The following is a 20,145-nucleotide window of genomic DNA, read 5'->3' as shown; positions in this document are numbered from 1 at the left end:
GTCCCACGTCAGCGCGATGCGTGGGACACCTTGCCCGCTCGATCGCCGTTTTGGCGAGTTTCCAGCGCTCGACCCGCCGGGTGTAGACCTCGCTCATCTTCGCCTCAGAATGGCCGAGGATGGCCACGATCGTGGGCTTGCCTTTTTTGTTCGGAAGCTTCCCGACGATCCGCGCGCAGTTGCCGTGCCGTGTAGGTCCGCTGCAGCTTCAAAGCTACCAAGGCGCGGCTCTTTTGGCGCCTCGCCCTCGGGCGGCGTGTCTGTCATCTGACGCGCAGGCTTTTTGCGTTTTGCACTGGGAACCTGACGTCGGTCAGCCGGTTAGTCCATCGAAACTGGAGTGCTGACGATGCCTGATATGGCTGCCCAGATCGTCGGCCTGCTGTATGAGGTCGACGATAAGAAGAAGCAACCGCCCGATCCCAAGGACGGAGCGCCCCCGGAGCCCGAGCACGGTGGGCATCCTCCTCGAGACACCAGAGATTCGCCTTCGGAGAATCCGGAAGGTGAAGAACTCGAGAAACCGGTGAACGGCGCCGTTGGAGATGCACTGAAGCGACGCGGGCGCTAGCCCCCCCCCGCAGGAGCGCGCTGGTTGCCATCTTGCCGGCCTGTGTCCGGGCCGGGCTCTTCAGATAGCGACCGTTGTGCCTCGGTTTGCCGATGGGCATACGCCTTTCGGTCAGATGCTCGGAGAGGAGGCGCGGGAATACATTGCAAAAGGGCTGGGAGCATTCCTCCGAGAGAAAGGAGGGGTTGCGCATGTGCATGAAGGCCTTGCTATCCGCAGCGGCCGTGGCGCTTCTGGTGTCGTCTCCGAGCTTCGCCGAGAAACCCATGCCTCCGGGGCAGGCAAAAAAGATAAGTCATTCCGCACCCGGCCCGGTAGCAGCCCTCGGGCTTCCTGCTGGCGTTTTCATTGGCGGCTATATCTGGTTGCGGCGTCGGACCCGCAACAACTTGAAAAAGAGATAGCAGCAAAACGGGGCGCTGCCGTGCGTGCAGCGTAGTTATGCGGAATGCAGTTTGGCTGGCAAGCCAAGCCTCTCCATCCATGCCGGTCAAATGTTTTTCCGGCCCGTGCAACGCGGGCCGGACATCAATGTGGAATAGTGGCGGAGACGTATCGCGCCATCGACGGGCTACTCGACGCGTTGGAGTTGGTGCCGGATGAGGTCTTTGTGGATATCGGTTGCGGTAAGGGTCGCGTGCTGTGCTCGCAGCTTTCCGCAAAATCCAAATGGCCATCGGCATAGATACCTCTCCGATGATGGTTGCCGAAGCAGATGACAATGTTCGGATAATGCGTCGTCGGCTGCATGCTCCGGTTGAGGTCTACTCGAGTTTCGCTGAGGCTTTCGACTACAGCGCCTGTTCGGCCGGATACTGCTTCAACGCGTTCAGATCGGACTCATTGGGCCTTGTGCTCCGGAAGATACGCCATGACCGCTCCGGCCTGCCCTTTCGTTTGTGCTTTCTCAACGCTACGCCGGGACACCTTGCTGTGTTTGCGGATGAGAAGTGGCGCGTAGGGGCGAACGGTTCTGCCGCCCGCATGTCCTTCGTGGTCGAACACCAGATCTACTAGCAACGGAACCGGGATTGGTTCGACTGGCCTACGCTGCGCAGCTTCGGTGCCGACTTCCTGATCGTTCGCGTCACCGGCAGGCTGATTTCGAGCAACGTGGCAGCCGCCGCATAAGAATCCAATTCCCGCACGTCGACTATATCGCAATCCGTGGGCCAAGAACTGCGACGGATATTGAGCATATTGAAACCAATAAGAAATGGATTGCAAAAGGAAAGGTGCATTGCTGCCGCCTTTGTAGTATTATGCGCAATAACAGGATTTTTGCGCTGCCGGCGGCTAGCGTAAGGGAGACATTCCCTGTTCCGTTGCCTCCTGGTGCGTGCTCGCCTGTTGCTTTCCATCATGTAAGCAGCAACCGTGAGGAAGGAGGGAACATGCCCAACGAGATACAGCAGCCGAAGCCTTTCGATCTGGTCGGCGACCCTGTGCTCATTGCAGGCGTGGGGCAGGGCTTCGAGGCCACGTTGAACTGGCGGGTCCACGACGGCCACGACGAGCGCACCGGCTTCTTCACCGTTGGCGGCGGCACCGGTGAACACGGTCAGTTCCAAATCCAGGTGCAGATCGGCAACGCAGCCTTTCAACTCGACCGCCTGTTCGTCGAGGTGTTCGAAGAGAGCGCACAGGACGGCTCGGAGATCAACAAGGTGATCGTGCCCGTCATCTATGGCCCGCGCATCGTGCCAGGCTATATCGGCTTTCGCATTCATCGAGTCATTGCCGGCGATACGCTGTCGAAAATCGCGCGCGAGAATTATGGTGACTCAAGCCTGTTCACCAGGATCGCCCGCGCCAATCCGCAGCTTGTCACCGACCCTGATCGGATATTTGTCGGTCAGGAGTTGAAGGTGCCGATAGGGGCGTGAAAGGTGAAGCATAGACGGGCGACGATGATCCCCCTCGACCGAGGTCGCTGTGGGGTAATCCGCTGGAGACTTCTGAACCGCACCATTCATCTTCTCGGGACCGATGTATTCCCAGTGCAATTCCAGCAAAAGTGCGCAGCGCTCTTGCGTCTGGAATGCGTATGAACAAAGAGCTGGAGCATTTCCGCTTTTCTTCGAAACGCGGAAATGCTCCAGGCGTGTTGCTCGGGAAACCAGTCAACCCGCGCATGACACAAGAAGCTCACCTCTGTTCGGATTCCCTGCGCCGCTCGATTTCCTCGGGCTCCTGCTGATCAATCTGTGCGAGTTCGTCCCTCGCGGGTCCGGTCGCGCGCAGCAGTTCATCCAGTTTGGCCTGCAGCGCTTGTGTATCTCGATGCTCGGCTCGTTGAATGAACAAGGTCATGGCCCAGGTCGCCAACGTGGCAAAGCCGTGCCAATCGAAGCTGTCTCGCTCGAACGTCAGCCACAGAACGGCATAGGCGATCAGGATCAGGAATGCCCACGGCCGCGCGGTCAGGGTGCCCAACTTCGTTAGAATGCTGCCGGCATCCATGGTCTCCGCTCCGGTTTGGCGAATAACCGGTGCCGGGTGGAGAGGTTCCATTCGCCGTTCATGACGGCATGGTTCGGTCGGGCAATTGCGCGGATCATTCGAACAGCTAGAGCCCGGTGCTCATAAGCGCAGCCGACGGTTCGAGCCCGCTTTCCCACAGGCAGCATTTGAGATGCCCGACGGTGCGACACGCGGACGAAAACGTGTTCTCTGCAACCATCCCATGGCTCGTGCCTTTCGTGGAAGGCATGACAAACGTGGGAGCATCGCGTGAACAACGAGATCGTATTCGGGATCTCGACCGCTTGGATTGTCTCGAACGTCTGGTCACTCTTGGTCGCCGTCGCGGTTCTGGCTGTAGGGCGGTTCAGGCTTTGAGTTTGCAGATCAAGTTCTGGCCGTGCTAAGTCGCCAGTGCCGTCTCTCATCGGCCCCTCGAGCGCGAAAGTCAGGCTTTGTCCAATTCCCGTGCAACGGTGGGCCGGCGCTTCCAACTCGTCCTCATCAAACCGTCGCATTACGACGATGACGGCTACGTGATCCGCTGGTGGCGGGCCATGATCCCCTCCAACTCGCTGGCTGCCCTTTACGGCATCTCCGCAGACTGCGCAGAGCGTGAGGTGCTCGGGCCTGGTGTCGCGATCGACATTGTCGCGATCGACGAGACCAATACGCGCGTCGATATTCCCGGGCTCCTGAAGCGGTTCGAGCGCCATGGCAACTTCGGCCTTGTCGCGTTGGTCGGCGTTCAATCCAACCAGTATCCGCGCGCGCTGGACATGGCTCGCCCTTTCCGGGAGGCGGGCGTGCCGGTCGCAATGGGGGGCTTTCACATTTCCGGCTGCCTCGCCATGCTGGACGACGAGGCGGTCGGGCTCGACCAATGTCGCGAGATGGGGATCTCGATGTTCGCGGGCGAGGCCGAAGGTCGGCTCGACGACGTGCTCCGCGATGCCGCGGCGGGAGAGCTGAAACCGCTTTACGATTTCATGAAAGATCTGCCGGGGATCCAGGGCACGCCCGTGCCGTTCCTGCCGAAAACCTATGTCGAGCACACGCTGGGGCTGAGCACCAGCTTCGACGCCGGCCGCGGCTGCCCTTACCAGTGCTCGTTCTGTACGATCATCAATGTTCAGGGTCGCAGGTCGCGCTTCCGCTCGGCGGATGACGTCGAGAAGCTTGTACGGATGAACTGGGCGCAAGGGATACACAAGTTCTTCATCACCGACGACAATTTCGCCCGCAACAGGGAGTGGGAGGCGATCTTCGACCGGCTGATCGAACTGCGCGAGAAGCACGGCATCCCGCTCGGCCTGATGATCCAGGTCGATACGCTCTGCCACAGAATCGAAAATTTCGTCGAGAAGGCCAAGCGGGCCGGCGTGACGCGCGTCTTCATCGGGCTGGAAAACGTCAACCCCGACAACCTCACGGCCGCCAAGAAGCGGCAGAACAAGATCACCGAGTATCGCCAGATGCTGCTCGCCTGGAAGGCAGAGGGTATCATCACGATAGCAGGCTACATCCTCGGCTTCCCGGCGGACACGCCCGAGACGATCAGGCGCGACATCGCCATTATCCAGCAGGAGCTGCCGCTCGACATCGTCGAGTTCTTCTGCTTGACCCCGCTGCCCGGATCCGAGGACCATCAGGCGCTCTGGAGGGCGGGCGGCGAGATGGACGCGGACCTCAACATCTATGATGTCGAGCATGTATGCACGCCCCATTCGCGGATGAGCAAGGCTGAGTGGGAGGGCATCTACCGCGAGGCCTGGGCGCTCTATTACACGCCAAAGCACATGCACACGCTGCTGCGCCGTGCGGTCGCGACCGGCGTGCCCGTTCACAGCCTCGTCAAACTTCTGGTGACGTTCGGCACCTCTGTTCCGATCGAAAACATGCACCCGCTGCAGACCGGGATTCTTCGACTTATGCGGCCCTCCGAGCGCCGGCCCGGCTTGCCACGTGAAAGCCCTTTGATCTTCTGGCCGCGACTGGCGTGGCGGACCGTCAGGAAGAACATCATCATAGCAGGGCGGATCGTTGGTCTGGTGCTTGCAGCGAGTGCGATCAAGCGTGAGGTGGGCAGAGCGGGTTACATGGATCAAGCGCTAAGTCCGGTCGGCGAAGATGGCGACGGGAAATTTGCACTCCTCACCAAGACGATGGGCGGCAGTGCCGCCATAGCCCATATGAACAAGGTCGCCCGGCTGACTGCTGCTGCGAGGGTCGACAAAAAGTTGGTCACTTAGAAGTTGGAATATCGTCCCCCAACAGGGACGGCGCCATCACCGATGTCCCCGACGATGGCGTTGGGCATCGCTTACGTCAGGAACGGATCGATTGCTCATCTACCTTGACGGGTTAGATGCCGGATCCGCCGCCGAGTATGAGTGCTGCAAGTGGAGTGCGCTCACCAAAAGGTGTTGGCCCTATGCCCGGCCGCCTCGCGGATACTTCCCTTGCACGCTATCGTTTCCGAGCCTTCTTAGGCCCGTTGGCCGTCGTGCCTTCCATCTCTTCCCGGGCGAGCCTGGCGGCGCGCAACCGCTTGGTCTTCGCGGACCTGGACGCTTCTTCTTTTGCGAGTATCTCCCGCGCGGCTCTCGTGGTGGTATCGCTCTTGGCTTCGATCCGCGTCGGGTTCGGTTTGAATATGTCATCTCCGGGGATACGCTTCATGCTGCTCTCCTTTCGCCGGAAAGAAAAAAGGCCGGGCAAACCCGACCTTCCCCCTGACGCTTCGTTGGCCAACATCCGTGGTCAAAGACCCGAAGCGCTGTGTCCTTACGCGGCCTGAAGGTTCTCGGCCGAGCTCTTGCCGCTGCGATTGTCCCGCACGATGTCGAAGCTGACCTTCTGACCTTCTACCAGGCTGCGCATTCCGGCCCGTTCGACGGCAGAAATGTGGACAAACACGTCCGGCTGTCCATTGCCCAGCTCGATGAAGCCGAAGCCCTTGGTGGAGTTGAAGAACTTTACAGTTCCGGTGTTCATGGCGATTTCCTTTCAAATCGGCACAGATTGTCGCCGCCTGGCTGCGTGCCAAACGCCGTAGTCTTCGAAATTGAGAAGGAAGATCGTAAGGGCGCCAAAGCGCGAAACAATGTTCGCCAACAAGATCGATAATTGAACAATAGGCTGCGAATGTGTTCACCGCAAGGCAAATCTAGGTGCGCTTCAGAACGAACTGCCTGGCGAGCCTTGGGGACAACAAGAAATCGGCATGTATCCTGGGTGGCGGGTTCTTCAGTCTTTCGGCTATTCGCTTGACTCTGGCAGTCGAGGAGCGTCCCATGGTTCGTTGCCGGTAATTGGCACGGGCGCCGGTTCTTGAAAGAGACAATCACGCTTTCGCCCCGGACCGAAGGGGTCCCAGCTATGCCCAGCGAAATGCGCAAGCCATTCGAAAACTCCATCGAAGTCGTTCCGTCCATGGGCGAATGGTTCGTCCGCAGTGTCGTCGAAGGGCGGCCTGAGATTCAGTCCTTCGCCAACAAGAAGAGCGCGGTCCGCTACGCGGAGCGTCAACGCAGAAAGCTCCGCGTTCATCGCATAATCTGGATGGATCGCATCTACCGGTAACGTTGGCTCGGGCCAGCGCGTTCCTTTTGATCGCGCTGCCCCGCCGTGCTGGACGCATTTGATCGACACATAGACGCAACAGCTGCGCCTCCCGACCGTGACCGAACTTTCCCGAGCCTATGTCCCGGCACGGAAGGCCCGTTCCAGCAAGTGGCGGCCGCTGAGGCTCCGCGGCGGCTGGTCTCGGCAACATCTCGATCAAGGGATGTGATCCGTTGTTGCGGCGACGCGCCACCTCCTTGCGGGGCATGAGAAGCGGGCTGCCGGGCCGTACGGCAGTACTAAGCGGTCGTTCTCTCGATGCCGCCGCAAATTCGCTTCGCGCGGCTGTTCAATCCGGCAAGAAAACGGGCTAGACCGCTCTGACAACGTTCCCGGAATCGCGTAGCGGGAGGCGCCGTTGGAAGGCACGCACGAACAGGCTCCAGGCGCCTCGGCAGAGGGACACGCCGACATCTACGATGCGGACGGCGTCATCCGCCCGTCGTTCCTCGCCCATATCGGCGCGGCGATCGCCGATCGCGACACGATCACGCTCAAGCGCGACGTGGCCGACCTCCACCAGTCGGAGGTGGGCGACCTGCTCGAGGCGCTGCTTCCGGAGCAGCGGCTGGCGCTGGTCGATCTGCTCGGCAAGGACTTCGACTTCTCCGCGCTGACCGAAGTCGACGAGGCAATTCGCCTCGACATCGTCGACAGCCTGCCCAACGAGCAGATCGCCGAGGCTTTCAAGGAGCTCGATTCCGACGACGCGGTCTACATCCTCGAGGATCTCGACGCCGAGGACCAGGAGGAGATTCTCGCGCAGCTTCCCTTCACCGAGCGCATCCGGCTGCGCCGCGCGCTCGACTATCCGGAGGAGACGGCCGGCCGGCGCATGCAGACCGAGTTCGTGGCGGTGCCGCCGTTCTGGACCGTCGGCCAGACCATCGACTACATGCGCGAGGACCAGAACCTTCCCGACCGCTTCAGCCAGATCTTCGTCATCGACCCGACCTTCAAGCTGCTGGGCGCCGTCGATCTCGACCAGATCCTGCGCACCAAGCGCTCGGTGAAGATCGAAGACGTCATGCACGAGACGCGCCACGCGATCCCGGCCACCATGGATCAGGAAGAGGCGGCCCGCGAATTCGAGCAATACGACCTGCTCTCGGCTGCCGTGGTCGACGAGAACGAACGGCTGGTGGGCGTGCTCACCATCGACGATGTGGTCGACGTCATCCAGCAGGAAGCCGAGGAAGACTTGTTGCGCATGGGCGGCGTCGGCGACGAGGAACTCTCCGACACGGTGGTGGCGACGTCCCGCTCGCGCGTGCCCTGGCTGCTTGTCAACCTGGTTACTGCCTTCGTCTCGGTCTCGGTCATCAGCATGTTCGGCGCGACGATCGAGGAGATGGTGGCGCTGGCGGCCCTGATGCCCGTCGTCGCCTCGCTCGGCGGCAATGCCGGCACCCAGACCATGACCGTGACCGTGCGGGCGCTCGCGACCCGCGACCTCGACATCTACAATGCCGCGCGGGTCATCCGCCGCGAGATGATGGTCGGGCTGCTCAACGGCGTCATCATCGCGACCATCATTGGCGTGATCGCCGCCGGATGGTTCGAGAATACCGACCTTGGCCTTGTGATCGCTGCGGCGATGATCATCAACATGTTCGCTGCCGCACTGGGCGGCATTCTGATTCCCCTGTTCCTCGACCGGCTCGGCGCCGATCCGGCGATCTCGTCGTCGATCTTCACCACCATGGTGACGGATGTGATCGGCTTCCTGGCCTTCCTCGGTCTCGCTTCCTGGTGGATGAATTTGGGCTGAACACGGCTCACTGCACCCGTGACTCCATTCGGCGAACTAGCAGTGAGGCATGAGGAATTTCGGATATTTGACTTTTACGTAAATGCCGTGCCAGATGTCGCATTCGAAACACGGCGAGTGCGCTGCATGGCAATGCGGGAATACTATTCGATCACCGAGCTCACCCGCGAGTTCGACATCTCGACCAGGACGCTGCGCTTCTACGAGGACGAGGGGCTGATCCAGCCGGTTCGTCGCGGCCGCACGCGTCTGTTCCGTCCGTCCGACCGGCATCTGGTCAAGCAGATCATGCGCGGAAAGAGGCTTGGCTTCTCCATCAACGAGATCCGCGAAATCATCCAGATGTACAAGGAACCGCCCGGCGAGGTGGGCCAGTTGAAGCTGATGATCAAGCGCATCGAGGAGAAGCGCGAAGACCTCAGGCAGAAGCGCCGCGACCTGGAGGAGACGCTCGCCGAACTCGACCAGGCCGAGGAATCCTGTGTCGAGCGGCTCGTGGAACTGGGCGTCAATACCTGACCTGCGCAGAAACTGCGGTGAAGCGACCGTGGAAGGCGCCATCCGGCGAGGCGAGATGCCGGCAGGCACCGAATTGCTCTTCGGGCCGACGCTCGCGCCGGCCAGGTCATGTCAGATCCAGCGGCGCACCCGCCTGGCATAGTCGTTATATCGTTTGCCGAAGCGAGCGTGCAGATGCCTTTCCTCGCGTTCGATGGCGAGCTTCTGCGTGGCGAAGGCTGCAATCAGCGCCAGAGGCAGGAACCACGCGATGCCGCTGATCAGGGCGATGCCGATCATCAGCAAGGTGTTGCCGAGATAGATCGGGTTGCGGGTGAAGGAGAAGGGCCCGCTGGTCACCAGATGCTCGCTGGGACGGTTGGGCATGATCGTCGTCCGGGCGCGGACGAGCGTGCGCATCGCCGTATATTCGAGGGCGATCGTTGCCGCGACAGCCAGCCAGCCGACGGCGAACAATATGTCGGAGAGCGGCGCGCCGATCCACGGCAGAGGAAAGAGGATATGGGCGAAGAGGCTTGCGGCGATGGCCGCGAGATAGATGAAGGGTGGCCACGGCAAGCGGTTCGGCCGCGCCTGCGGATCGCTCATTGTGTCCCTCCCTCCGGAACCGTCCGGTCGGCTTCCGCCGTGCATATGCCCGCAAGGCCTTCCACCTGGCTCTGCAGGACTTCGCTGTTGTCCCCCGAGAAGGCCTGCTCGACAAGCCCTTCCCGCTCGAGCGAGTCGAGCATGCAGGCACAATAGCGCGCGCAGAATCCGGCGTCGCCAAGGTCGCTGCATTGCCGTTCGCAAGATTTCAGGAACGTCACCTCACGGCTTTCCGTCCGGGGCGGCGCCACCTGCGACAGGGCCCAGACGCAGGCGATCAGCACGGGCTGATGGATGAGGTAGAAGGCCAGGCTGTGCCGCCCGGCGAATTGGAGGGGGCGGGACCAGGCGCCGGGTCGTATCGTCGCCAGCCGTGCAAAAAGGCCCTGTGCCTGGGCGAGCTTCGCCGCGCCGATGCCGGCCAGCACCGCGCCGAACCAGGGAAACACCGGCACGTAGTCGTTCGAGCGTGGATTGAAGCTGCCGAGGCCGAGCCACCACCATGCGGGATGGTCGAAAAGGGCCGAGCGCAGGAAGTTCGGCGCGGCGATGACGGCGACCGCCGCGAGCAGGACGACCGCCGCCGGCAGCCTCAGGAAGGCCAGGCCGAGCAGGCTCGCCACCGCGATCTGGTGCAATATGCCGAAGAAGATGAACCCACCGCGTAAGGCGACATAGGTGACGATCGATATCGCGGCGGCCGCGGCGGCCACCATGGCCAGCCGGCGCAGGAAGCCGTTCCAGCGGATGCCCCTGCCATGGGCGAGCACGAGGCTGACGCCGACCAGGAACAGGAAGGACGAGGCGATGGCGCGGGCGAACAGCTTCCAGCCGCCCTGTGCGGTCATCTGGGGCTCGGCATAACCGAAGAATTCGAGATCCCAGGTGAAGTGGTAGATCGCCATGGCCACCAGGGCTGCGCCGCGGGCGATGTCGATGGCCTCGATGCGGGAGGCTGATTTCTTCGGGGCTGGTTGCTGCGCGCTGTCGAGGATCATGGTCTGTTGTTGCAGGCGTTTGGTAAAATGTGCAAGCAGATCGACTGTAGCGGAGATCGAGGCCATGGACATCGTGGAGGCCAACGGTGCGCGCATTCCGACGCCCGGGATGGGCACATGGACGCTGAACGGCCGGTTATGCGCGGAACTCGTGGCCCATGCGCTGGCTCTCGGCTATCGGCATGTCGATACGGCCGCCGCCTATGACAATGAGGAAGCGGTCGGCGCCGGCTGAGGGCCTGCGGCGTGCCGCGCGACGAGATCTTCGTCACGACCAAGGTCTGGTGGTCAGATATCGAGCCGCGAAAGCTCGAACGATCAGCCGAGGCGAGCCTGAGGCGCCTGGGCCTCGACCATGTCGACCTGCTGCTCGTCCACTGGCCCAACCCGGCCGTGCCGGTCGCCGAGACGATCGGGGCACTGAACGCCGTGAAGGCGAGGGGGCTCACGCGGCACATCGGCGTTTCCAACTTCACGACCGCTCTGCTGCGCGAGGCGCTCGCGGCCTCGCAGGCGCCGCTCGTGGCCAACCAGGTCGAGTACCATCCCTATCTCGACCAGTCGAAGGTCCATGCCGCCTGCCGCGCGGCCGGCATGGCCATGGTCGCCTACTGCCCGATCTTTCGCGGCGAGCCGCTGTTTTCGGAGCCGGCCGTGACGTCGGCTGCGCGCCGCCACGGCCGGACGCCGGCGCAGATCGTCCTGCGCTGGCACATGCAAAAGACTGGTGTTTTGCCCATTCCCCGGACGACCCGGAAGGAGCGGCTGGCGGAGAACCTCGCGGTCTCCGATTTCGCTTTGTCGGAAGAGGAAATGGACGCGATTTCAATGCTTTCGGCGAGAAACGCCAGGCTTTGCGATTTCAGTTTCTCGCCGAAATGGGACAATCCCTGACCTGCAGCAGGCCGGCCGCTTCGTATTTCGGCGGGTGAAGGTCGGTCTCCCGCAATCGGAGAGGCCGGCCGCCTGGTCATACTTGGCGGACTGCCTCTCCCCAGAGTCTTTCTTTGACGATGCAGGTCCGCCACCCGATCTGGCTGCCCCGCAGTGCGCCCGCCGGGCGCGGGCCTTCGCGAGCTTCCATGTCATCGAGTTGCTGGCGTGTCGTGCTGGTCTCTTTGGGGCTGGACGCCGTCTTCGGCAAGCCCGGCATTTTCCGCGCGTTCTGCGGCTGGCTGACCTGGCGCTGTCTGCCCAAAGCAATGTGATCGGCGGCAACAACTGCAACTCCTCATATTGCGACGATTGTGCGTCATTCGGTTGCTTGTGTTGCCCAGAGAATCGGCACACCCTAGATGAAGCATTGGAAAAGCATCCATGCCGGCACGCGAGACCATCGCCGTCCGGCATGCGGTTTTGGGATGTCACGTTCCGGTAAGGGCCAGCATTTGCTTGGAGCCTGTGTCAGGAATGTCGCCAATGTTTCGAAACCTCAAGGACTTGATCTCACCGAGGCGGGCAGCGATCGTCGCATCCTGGACCGCGTGGCGTCTTGCCGGCCTGGCCCTGCTCGGAATTGTGCCTGCGGGTCCGGGGCTCGCGCATGACGCGATGCCCAGCGCCGCCCAGCCGAGAGGCTGGAGCTATCCCTTTGCATGCTGCTCCGGTTATGACTGCAGGGAGGTGAGCAAGAAGGCGATCAGCGAGCGTCCGGAAGGGTACGTGATCCTGGGCACGGGCGAGGTGCTCGCCTATACGGACGCCCGCGTTAAGAATTCGCCTGACGGCGCGTTCCATTGGTGCTCGGTGGCAGGCGCCAACAACGGCCGCACCATCTGCCTGTTCGTGCCGCCGCGCGGCTACTGACGGCATCGGGCCGGCCCCGGCGAAAGCGAGTCCGGCCTACCCCCTGGCGGCGATCCACAACATCGGCTCGTTCGGCCGCCTTCATACCGCATTTCGCCCACAATCGTGCTACAAGGCCGCGCAGGCATTGATTCACACGCGCTTCGGCGCGCGAAGACCTGGAGAGGGATGACCGGATGAAGAAGACAGTGCTGGCCGTGCTCGCGGCCACGATTTTCGTCGGCGCGTGCACGACTGACCCCTATACTGGCCAGCCCAAGGTGTCGAACACGCTGGGTGGAGCCGCGCTCGGCGCAGGCCTCGGCGCGGGCCTCGGCATGCTGGCCGGCGGCGACGATCGCCGCAATGCGCTGATCGGCGCGGGTATCGGTGCACTGGCCGGGGGCCTTGCCGGCAGCTACATGGACCAGCAGGAGGCGGAACTGCGCCGGCAGTTGCAGGGCACGGGCGTCAGCGTCACCCGCTCGGGCGACCAGATCATTCTCAATATGCCGTCGAACATCACCTTCGCGACCGATCAGGACCAGGTGATGCCGGCCTTCTATCCGACGCTGAATTCTGTGGCTCTGGTCATCAACAAGTTCAACCGCACGATTGTCGACGTCTACGGCCACACCGATTCGACCGGCAGCGCCGGCCACAATTTCGACCTTTCGCAGCGTCGCGCTTTGTCCGTCGCGAACTATCTGAGCGGCCGCGGCGTCGATTCCAGGCGTTTCGCCGTGACCGGGTTCGGCTCGACCCGGCCGATTGCCACCAATGCGACGCCGGAGGGACGCGCGCAGAACCGTCGTGTCGAGATCCAGCTCTCGCCATTGACTTGATAGTTGGCCTCTGGCGCCGGCGAGGCTTGATTGTTGGGCCTCACGCGCCGGCACGGCCCTTTCGGGCTGCCTGGCTTTCGCGCCAACGGGCGTGGGCCACGCGATCGCGCGCTCCAACGGTCGATGCATCGACCGTTGGTCAGGTTCCAGGATCTCTATCCATCCTGAGCGGTCCGGGCGCCGGAGCGTTCGGCTTCCGGCCAGCGGGCATGCAAGTGCAGCGAATCGGAACGTCGGGCGGATGGCACGAAGCGCTCGCGCGCGGCAGGCGCGCCTTTGGGACATAAATAGAACGGATCCGAATTCCGATTTTGTTTCAGTCCGTTATGTCCTCTTGTCAAACGGGAACAAAAGAGGTACAAATCCTAACCATTCACCGGATAGTCCGGTCTTCATTGACGACCCAGGGGTAATGTATCATGGCTCAGAACACATTGCGGCTTGTAGAGGACAATTCGGTGGACAAATCAAAGGCTCTGGATGCGGCGCTGTCGCAGATCGAGCGCGCTTTCGGCAAGGGCTCGATCATGCGGCTCGGCCAGAACGAGCAGGTGGTCGAGATCGGAACGGTGTCGACCGGCTCGCTCGGGCTCGACATCGCGCTCGGCATCGGCGGCCTGCCGCGCGGACGCATCATCGAGGTCTACGGACCGGAAAGCTCGGGCAAGACGACATTGGCGCTGCACACGGTCGCCGAGGCCCAGAAGAAGGGCGGCATCTGCGCCTTCGTCGACGCGGAACATGCGCTCGATCCGGTCTATGCGCGCAAGCTCGGCGTCGATCTCGAAAACCTCCTGATCTCGCAGCCGGATACCGGCGAGCAGGCGCTGGAGATCTGCGACACCCTGGTGCGTTCGGGCGCGATCGACGTGCTGGTCGTCGATTCGGTCGCGGCGCTGACGCCGCGGGCGGAAATCGAGGGCGAGATGGGCGACGCTCTGCCCGGCCTCCAGGCCCGCCTGATGAGCCAGGCGTTGCGCAAGCTGACCGCGTCGATCTCGCGCTCGAACACCATGGTTATCTTCATCAACCAGATCCGCATGAAGATCGGCGTCATGTTCGGCTCGCCCGAGACGACCACGGGCGGCAACGCGCTGAAGTTCTACGCCTCTGTCCGGCTCGACATTCGTCGCATCGGCCAGGTGAAGGACCGCGACGAGGTCGTCGGCAACCAGACCCGCGTCAAGGTGGTCAAGAACAAGCTGGCGCCGCCCTTCAAGGTGGTCGAGTTCGACATCATGTATGGCGAAGGTGTCTCCAAGACGGGCGAACTCGTCGATCTCGGTGTCAAGGCAGGGGTGATCGAGAAGTCGGGTGCCTGGTTCTCCTACAATTCGCAGCGTCTCGGCCAGGGCCGCGAGAATGCGAAGAACTTCCTGCGCGACAACCCGGAACTCGCGCGCGAGATCGAGACGGCGCTGCGCCAGAATGCGGGCCTTATCGCGGAGAAGTTCCTCGAGAATGGCGGCGGCGAAGACGGCGGCCTGGATGAAGCGGGCGAGATGTAGTCGCCGCACGCAACAATTCGCGCGAACGACAAAGCCGCCGGCTTCACGCCGGCGGCTTTGTCGTTGTTCCTCCCGGCGAACGCGTCCGAACCGGGCTGCGCATCATGCCTTGCGGGTCATGGCGGAGCCCGGATTCCAGGCCTTCGCGGCTTTCTGGACAGTCTCCCGCGCTGTCGCTAAAAGGCCCTATCCATATCGCCCGCCGGGACCGGCGGTTCCTCTGAAAAAGGCAGCTTCATGAGTGGCGTAAACGAGATCCGGTCGGCTTTCCTCGACTATTTCCGGAAAAACGGGCACGAGATCGTCGCATCGAGCCCGCTCGTGCCACGCAACGACCCGACATTGATGTTCACCAATGCCGGCATGGTGCAATTCAAGAACGTGTTCACCGGGCTCGAGGCGCGCTCCTATTCGCGCGCCGCGACCGCGCAGAAGAGCGTGCGCGCCGGCGGAAAGCACAACGACCTCGACAATGTCGGCTACACCGCCCGCCATCTCACCTTCTTCGAGATGCTCGGCAACTTTTCCTTCGGCGACTACTTCAAGGAACGCGCCATCGAGCTCGCCTGGAACCTGATCACCAAGGAGTTCGGGCTGAACAAGGACAAGCTGCTCGTCACCGTCTACCATACCGACGACGAGGCGGCCGACCACTGGAAGAAGATCGCCGGCTTCTCGGACGACCGCATCATCCGCATCGCCACTTCGGACAACTTCTGGGCAATGGGCGACACCGGTCCCTGCGGCCCGTGCTCCGAAATCTTCATCGACCGTGGCGAACATATATGGGGCGGCCCCCCCGGAACCCCCGAGGAGGATGGCGACCGCTTCCTCGAATTCTGGAACCTGGTCTTCATGCAGTACGAGCAGGTGACCAAGGAAGAGCGCGTTTCGCTTCCCCGCCCATCGATCGACACCGGCATGGGTCTCGAGCGCATGGCCTCGATTCTTCAGGGGGCCGAGAGCGTCTTCGAGACCGACCTGTTCCGCCACCTCATCGACGCAACGTCTTCGGCGCTGGGGCACGGTCCGGATGCCGGGAACCTGGCATCCTTCCGCGTGATCGCCGATCATCTGCGCTCGTCCTGCTTCCTGGTCGCGGACGGCGTGCTGCCTTCCAACGAGGGGCGCGGTTACGTGCTTCGCCGCATCATGCGTCGCGCCATGCGGCATGCGCAGCTGCTCGGGGCCGGCGAGCCGCTGATGTGGAAGCTGGTGCCTGCGCTGGTGCGCGAGATGGGACAGGCCTATCCCGAGCTCGGTCGCGGCGAGGCGCTCATCACCGAAACGCTGAAGCTGGAAGAGACCCGTTTCAGGAAGACGCTGGCGCGCGGCCTCGGACTCCTTGCCGATGCGACCGAGACGTTGGGCGCCGGCGACATGCTCGACGGCGAGACGGCGTTCAAGCTCTACGACACCTACGGCTTCCCGCTCGACCTGACGCAGGACGCGTTGCGCCAGCGCAGCATTTCCGTCGATCTCGCTGGCTTCACCGCTGCGATGGAACGGCAGAAGGCCGAGGCGCGTGCCAACTGGGCCGGTTCGGGCGAGGCCGCAACCGAGGCGGTCTGGTTCTCGGTCAAGGACAGGACGGGCGCCACGGAGTTCCTGGGCTACGACACCGAGCAGGCCGAAGGCATCATCGGGGCGCTGGTCAAGGACGGTGCCGTCGTGGACGAGGCGAAAGAGGGCGACACGGTCGGCATCGTCGTCAACCAGACGCCGTTCTACGGCGAGTCCGGCGGCCAGATGGGCGATACCGGGACGATGGCCGGCGACGGATTCCAGATCGAGATCACCGACACCCAGAAGAAGGGCGACGGGCTCTTCGTTCACAGCGGCCGCGTCGTGAAGGGTACCATTCGGCCCGGCCTCGCCGTCGAGATGAAGGTCGATCATGCGCGCCGCACCCGGCTGCGGTCCAACCACTCGGCCACCCATCTCGTCCATGAGGCGCTGCGCGAAATACTCGGCACGCATGTGGCGCAGAAAGGCTCGCTGGTGGCGCCGGAACGGCTGCGTTTCGACTTCTCGCACCCGAAGCCGATCTCGGCGGAGGAACTCGAGAAGGTCGAGGCTATGGCCAACGAGATCGTCGTGCAGAACAGCCCCGTGACGACCCGGCTGATGAGCGTCGACGACGCGATCGCCGAGGGCGCAATGGCGTTGTTCGGCGAGAAATACGGCGACGAGGTGCGTGTGGTGTCGATGGGCGCGGCGCTGCATGGCGACAAGGCCGGAAAGCCTTATTCGGTTGAGCTTTGCGGCGGCACCCATGTCTCGGCTACGGGCGACATCGGCCTGGTCAGGCTGGTATCGGAAGGTGCCGTTGCAGCCGGGGTGCGCCGTATCGAGGCGCTGACAGGCGACGCGGCCCGAAAGCATCTCGACGAGCAGGATCGCAGGCTCAAGGCCGTGGCGGCGGCGCTGAAGGTTTCGCCCGGCGATGCGCTGGCGCGTGTCGCAGCGCTCCTCGACGAGCGCAGGAAGCTTGAACGCGACCTCGCCGATGCGCGCAAGAAGCTGGCGCTCGGCGGGGGCGGCGCGGCCGGCAATGGCGGCGACAGCGAGACGGTCGCCGGGGTCGGCTTCCTCGGCAAGTCGGTTTCCGGCGTGGCGCCCAGAGACCTGAAGCCGCTGGCCGATGAGGGCAAGAAGACGCTCGGATCCGGTGTGGTCGTGTTCGTCGGCAGCGGCGACGACGGCAAGGCGAGCGTCGTGGTCGCGGTGACCGAGGATCTTGTCAAGCGCTTCAGCGCGGTCGACCTCGTGCGCGTCGCTTCGGCCGCACTCGGCGGGCAGGGCGGCGGCGGCCGGCCCGATATGGCCCAGGCCGGCGGTCCGGACGCCGCCAGGGCCGGGGAGGCCATCGCGGCCGTGAAGGCGGCGATGGAAGCCGCGGCTTGATCCAACCGCACGGAACCTGATGGGGGCGGGGCTCTTTTGCCGCGCGGCACCGCTCTCCGTCTGGTTGCCGGCATCTTCCCCCGCGAACGCGGGAAGAATCTCCCACCGCCAGCCTTCGTTCGCCCCTCCGACGAGGATGGATGGCCTCAATCCGTCGGCTCGGTCGCGGCAAAGCTCGGCCGCGCGGATATCAGACGCCACCATTCCCAAAGCGCCGGCTGCTCATTCATGAGCTCACGCCCTTCGGGCGCCTTGAGGAAATAAGCGAAGATCGGCGCGGCATGGAGGTCGGCGATCGTCAACTGCTTGCCGAGCAGCCAGGGGCCTGCGGACTTCAGACTGGCGAGGGCGGCAAGGCAGGTCTTTGCCTTGATCAGGGCTGATGCGATGACGACCTCGTCGGAGGCCTTGCCTTCTCGCGGTTTCGACACGCGTTCGACATAGATGTCCCAGACCAGCGTGCGATAGGCATAGGCGTCGAGCAGACCGATGATCTGGTTCATCACGGCGCGACCCTTCGCCTCCGCCGGTTGCAGCGCCGGACCGTCAAAGGCCTCATCGACATAACGGGTGATCGCTGCCGTCTCGAAAAGGTGGAGGCTGCCGTGCTCGAAAGCGGGAATACGGGCGAAGGGGTGGAGGTCGAGATACCAGTCGGGCGGCCCGCCCGGCGCAAAGATGTCGACCGGGATCAACTCGTAGCCTATGCCCTTCTCTTCGAGCGTCAGCCGCACGATCCTGACATAGACGCTGTAGTCCGCTCCGAAGACGCGGATCGGTTCGGGCATGGCAGTTGGCTCCCAGCGCTTCGCTCCCGCTTCAAGCATGCCGGGGGATGGATGCCGTTTCAACCATGCGGCGGCATCCAGCAGCCGGCTGCGTGGCGACCCTGCTGCGGCCAGGCGACACGGCGGAAGCCGTCCTCGTCCGTCTCGGCCGCGCACCGGAAGCCGACGCTCCTGAGCCGCCGCGCGCTCGCCTCATTTTCGTCCTCGACGCCGACGAAGAACTCCCGCGAAGCGTGGGCTGATGGGCAGGCGACGTTTCGCGGCTTCGACATGGCCGGATCGGCGCTCCCCGGGGCCGAACGCAGTCGCGAAGGGCCGTTCGCTCGCCGCGATATGCGCGATCAAGAAGGCGGACCAGTCTCGCCCGCCCAGCCGTTTCACGGCATCGGCGTCGTCGAACTATGGTTCGACGACGGGAATGTCGGCCGCCCGAAGCGGCCGGAGTGTCTGCGATCGGCTCAGGCCGCCATCGCCTTCTGCAGGTTCTCGTCGATCTTGTCGAGGAAGCCTGTCGTCGACAGCCAGGGCTGGTCCGCGCCGATCAGGAGGGCCAGATCCTTGGTCATGTAGCCGTTCTCGACGGTCGCGACGCAGACCCTCTCCAGCGTCTCGGCGAATTTCTGCAACTCGGCATTGCCGTCGAGCTTGGCGCGATGGGCGAGGCCGCGCGTCCAGGCGAAAATCGATGCGATCGAGTTGGTCGAGGTCTCCTCGCCCTTCTGATGCTGGCGATAGTGACGGGTGACGGTGCCGTGCGCAGCCTCGGCCTCGACCGTCTTGCCGTCGGGCGTTACCAGCACCGAGGTCATCAGGCCGAGCGAGCCGAAGCCCTGCGCGACGATGTCGGACTGGACATCGCCGTCATAGTTCTTGCACGCCCAGACATAGCCGCCCGACCACTTCAGCGCCGACGCCACCATGTCGTCGATCAGCCTGTGCTCGTACCAGATCTTCTTTTCCTTGAATCGTTCGGCGAATTCCCTGTCGAACACCTCCTGGAAGATGTCCTTGAAGCGGCCGTCATAAGCCTTCAGGATCGTGTTCTTGGTGGAGAGGTAGCATGGCACGCCGCGGTCCAGCGCGTAGTTGAACGAAGCCATCGCGAAGTCGCGGATCGAATCGTCGAGGTTGTACATGGCCATGGCAACGCCGGAGGACGGCGCGTCGAACACGTCGTGCTCGATGGTCTGGCCGTCCTCGCCGACGAACTTTATGGTCAGCTTGCCCTTGCCGGGAAAACGGAAATCGGTGGCGCGGTACTGATCGCCGAAGGCGTGGCGGCCGACGATGATCGGCTTGGTCCAGCCGGGCACGAGGCGCGGGACGTTCTTGCAGACGATCGGTTCGCGGAAGATCACGCCGCCCAGGATGTTGCGGATGGTGCCGTTGGGCGACTTCCACATCTTCTTGAGCTTGAATTCCTCGACGCGCGCTTCATCGGGCGTGATGGTGGCGCATTTCACGCCGACGCCGTATTTCTTGATGGCATTGGCGGCATCGATCGTCACCTGGTCGTCGGTGGCGTCGCGGCTCTCGATGCCGAGATCGTAATATTCGAGATCGATGTCGAGATAGGGATGGATGAGCTTGTCCTTGATGAACTGCCAGATGATGCGGGTCATCTCGTCGCCGTCGAGCTCGACGACCGGATTTGCCACCTTGATCTTCGCCATGGGAAATGCCTCGTTTCTGGAGTTCGGGACAGCTGTCCCGCAAGGATCGTGATCTGAGAAATGCGGCCCCTATAGCAAAGCGGATACCGCTGCGCAAACGGT

The 20,145-nt window shown here is 63.0% G+C and carries 17 protein-coding genes and 1 pseudogene; 11 read left to right on the top strand and 7 right to left on the bottom strand.

From position 1 onward, the window contains the following. Nucleotides 1-349: 349 nt before the first annotated feature. From JN280_RS27535 to JN280_RS39595, 3 genes are all read left to right on the top strand, one after another. Nucleotides 350-571 carry a hypothetical protein gene (locus tag JN280_RS27535; protein ID WP_202307050.1) on the top strand — a complete coding sequence of 74 codons (222 nt, stop codon included), beginning with the start codon at nt 350-352 and terminating at the stop codon, nt 569-571. Nucleotides 572-1,240: 669 nt separating this feature from the next. After that, on the top strand, nt 1,241-1,588 hold the full coding sequence (locus tag JN280_RS27530) for a hypothetical protein (protein ID WP_202307049.1): 348 nt from the start codon (nt 1,241-1,243) through the stop codon (nt 1,586-1,588). Nucleotides 1,589-1,602: 14 nt separating this feature from the next. Beyond that, nucleotides 1,603-2,457, top strand: coding sequence for a Gmad2 immunoglobulin-like domain-containing protein (locus tag JN280_RS39595; RefSeq protein ID WP_244742166.1), 855 nt, complete (start codon nt 1,603-1,605; stop codon nt 2,455-2,457). 262 nt (nt 2,458-2,719) lie between these two features. On the opposite strand, the gene JN280_RS27520 is transcribed toward JN280_RS39595, so the two are convergent. Further along, nucleotides 2,720-3,034 (bottom strand): low affinity iron permease family protein, encoded by a 315-nt coding sequence (locus tag JN280_RS27520; protein WP_202307048.1) that lies wholly within the window; start codon nt 3,032-3,034, stop codon nt 2,720-2,722. A gap of 455 nt (nt 3,035-3,489) precedes the next feature. On the opposite strand from JN280_RS27520, the gene JN280_RS27515 reads away from it, so the two are divergent. Next, nucleotides 3,490-5,286, top strand: coding sequence for a B12-binding domain-containing radical SAM protein (locus JN280_RS27515; RefSeq protein WP_244742162.1), 1,797 nt, complete (start codon nt 3,490-3,492; stop codon nt 5,284-5,286). Between the two features lie 535 nt (nt 5,287-5,821). On the opposite strand, the gene JN280_RS27510 is transcribed toward JN280_RS27515, so the two are convergent. Next, nucleotides 5,822-6,031, bottom strand: a complete 210-nt coding sequence (locus JN280_RS27510) for a cold-shock protein (protein WP_202307047.1) — start codon at nt 6,029-6,031, stop codon at nt 5,822-5,824. Nucleotides 6,032-7,019: 988 nt separating this feature from the next. Here JN280_RS27510 and mgtE point away from each other — a divergent pair. After that, nucleotides 7,020-8,432: a magnesium transporter gene (gene mgtE, locus JN280_RS27505; protein WP_202307046.1), complete on the top strand. Its 1,413-nt coding sequence runs from the start codon at nt 7,020-7,022 to the stop codon at nt 8,430-8,432. Nucleotides 8,433-8,564: 132 nt separating this feature from the next. Then, on the top strand, nt 8,565-8,951 hold the full coding sequence (locus JN280_RS27500; protein WP_202315067.1) for a MerR family transcriptional regulator: 387 nt from the start codon (nt 8,565-8,567) through the stop codon (nt 8,949-8,951). A 111-nt stretch (nt 8,952-9,062) separates the two neighbouring features. Here the strand turns inward: JN280_RS27500 and JN280_RS27495 are convergent, their stop codons facing one another. After that, nucleotides 9,063-9,539, bottom strand: a complete 477-nt coding sequence (locus JN280_RS27495; protein WP_202307045.1) for a methyltransferase family protein — start codon at nt 9,537-9,539, stop codon at nt 9,063-9,065. Next, nucleotides 9,536-10,537: a DUF1624 domain-containing protein gene (locus tag JN280_RS27490; RefSeq protein ID WP_202307044.1), complete on the bottom strand. Its 1,002-nt coding sequence runs from the start codon at nt 10,535-10,537 to the stop codon at nt 9,536-9,538. The genes JN280_RS27495 and JN280_RS27490 overlap by 4 nt, the downstream gene beginning before the upstream one ends. Before the next feature lie 64 nt (nt 10,538-10,601). Here JN280_RS27490 and JN280_RS27485 point away from each other — a divergent pair. From JN280_RS27485 to alaS, 5 genes and pseudogenes are all read left to right on the top strand, one after another. After that, nucleotides 10,602-11,431, top strand: a pseudogene (locus tag JN280_RS27485) (aldo/keto reductase). 525 nt (nt 11,432-11,956) lie between these two features. Further along, nucleotides 11,957-12,343 (top strand): hypothetical protein, encoded by a 387-nt coding sequence (locus JN280_RS27480; protein ID WP_244742159.1) that lies wholly within the window; start codon nt 11,957-11,959, stop codon nt 12,341-12,343. 176 nt (nt 12,344-12,519) lie between these two features. Further along, nucleotides 12,520-13,167 (top strand): OmpA family protein, encoded by a 648-nt coding sequence (locus JN280_RS27475; protein ID WP_202307042.1) that lies wholly within the window; start codon nt 12,520-12,522, stop codon nt 13,165-13,167. 419 nt (nt 13,168-13,586) lie between these two features. Then, nucleotides 13,587-14,675, top strand: coding sequence for a recombinase RecA (gene recA, locus JN280_RS27470; RefSeq protein WP_202307040.1), 1,089 nt, complete (start codon nt 13,587-13,589; stop codon nt 14,673-14,675). A gap of 237 nt (nt 14,676-14,912) precedes the next feature. Next, complete coding sequence (alaS, locus tag JN280_RS27465) at nt 14,913-17,582, top strand: alanine--tRNA ligase (RefSeq protein ID WP_202307039.1); 2,670 nt, start codon at nt 14,913-14,915, stop codon at nt 17,580-17,582. Between the two features lie 146 nt (nt 17,583-17,728). Here the strand turns inward: alaS and JN280_RS27460 are convergent, their stop codons facing one another. The 3 genes from JN280_RS27460 to JN280_RS27450 all read right to left on the bottom strand — a co-directional run bounded on the left by JN280_RS27460 (nt 17,729) and on the right by JN280_RS27450 (nt 20,043). After that, nucleotides 17,729-18,370, bottom strand: coding sequence for a glutathione S-transferase family protein (locus JN280_RS27460; protein WP_202307038.1), 642 nt, complete (start codon nt 18,368-18,370; stop codon nt 17,729-17,731). A 59-nt stretch (nt 18,371-18,429) separates the two neighbouring features. Continuing rightward, nucleotides 18,430-18,642: a hypothetical protein gene (locus JN280_RS27455; protein WP_202307037.1), complete on the bottom strand. Its 213-nt coding sequence runs from the start codon at nt 18,640-18,642 to the stop codon at nt 18,430-18,432. A gap of 186 nt (nt 18,643-18,828) precedes the next feature. Further along, complete coding sequence (locus tag JN280_RS27450) at nt 18,829-20,043, bottom strand: NADP-dependent isocitrate dehydrogenase (protein WP_202307036.1); 1,215 nt, start codon at nt 20,041-20,043, stop codon at nt 18,829-18,831. Between the last annotated feature and the right edge of the window lie 102 nt (nt 20,044-20,145).

It is taken from the genome of Mesorhizobium sp. L-8-10, from assembly GCF_016756635.1.
GTDB lineage: Bacteria > Pseudomonadota > Alphaproteobacteria > Rhizobiales > Rhizobiaceae.
This window is presented reverse-complemented; position numbering and strand designations above follow the sequence as displayed.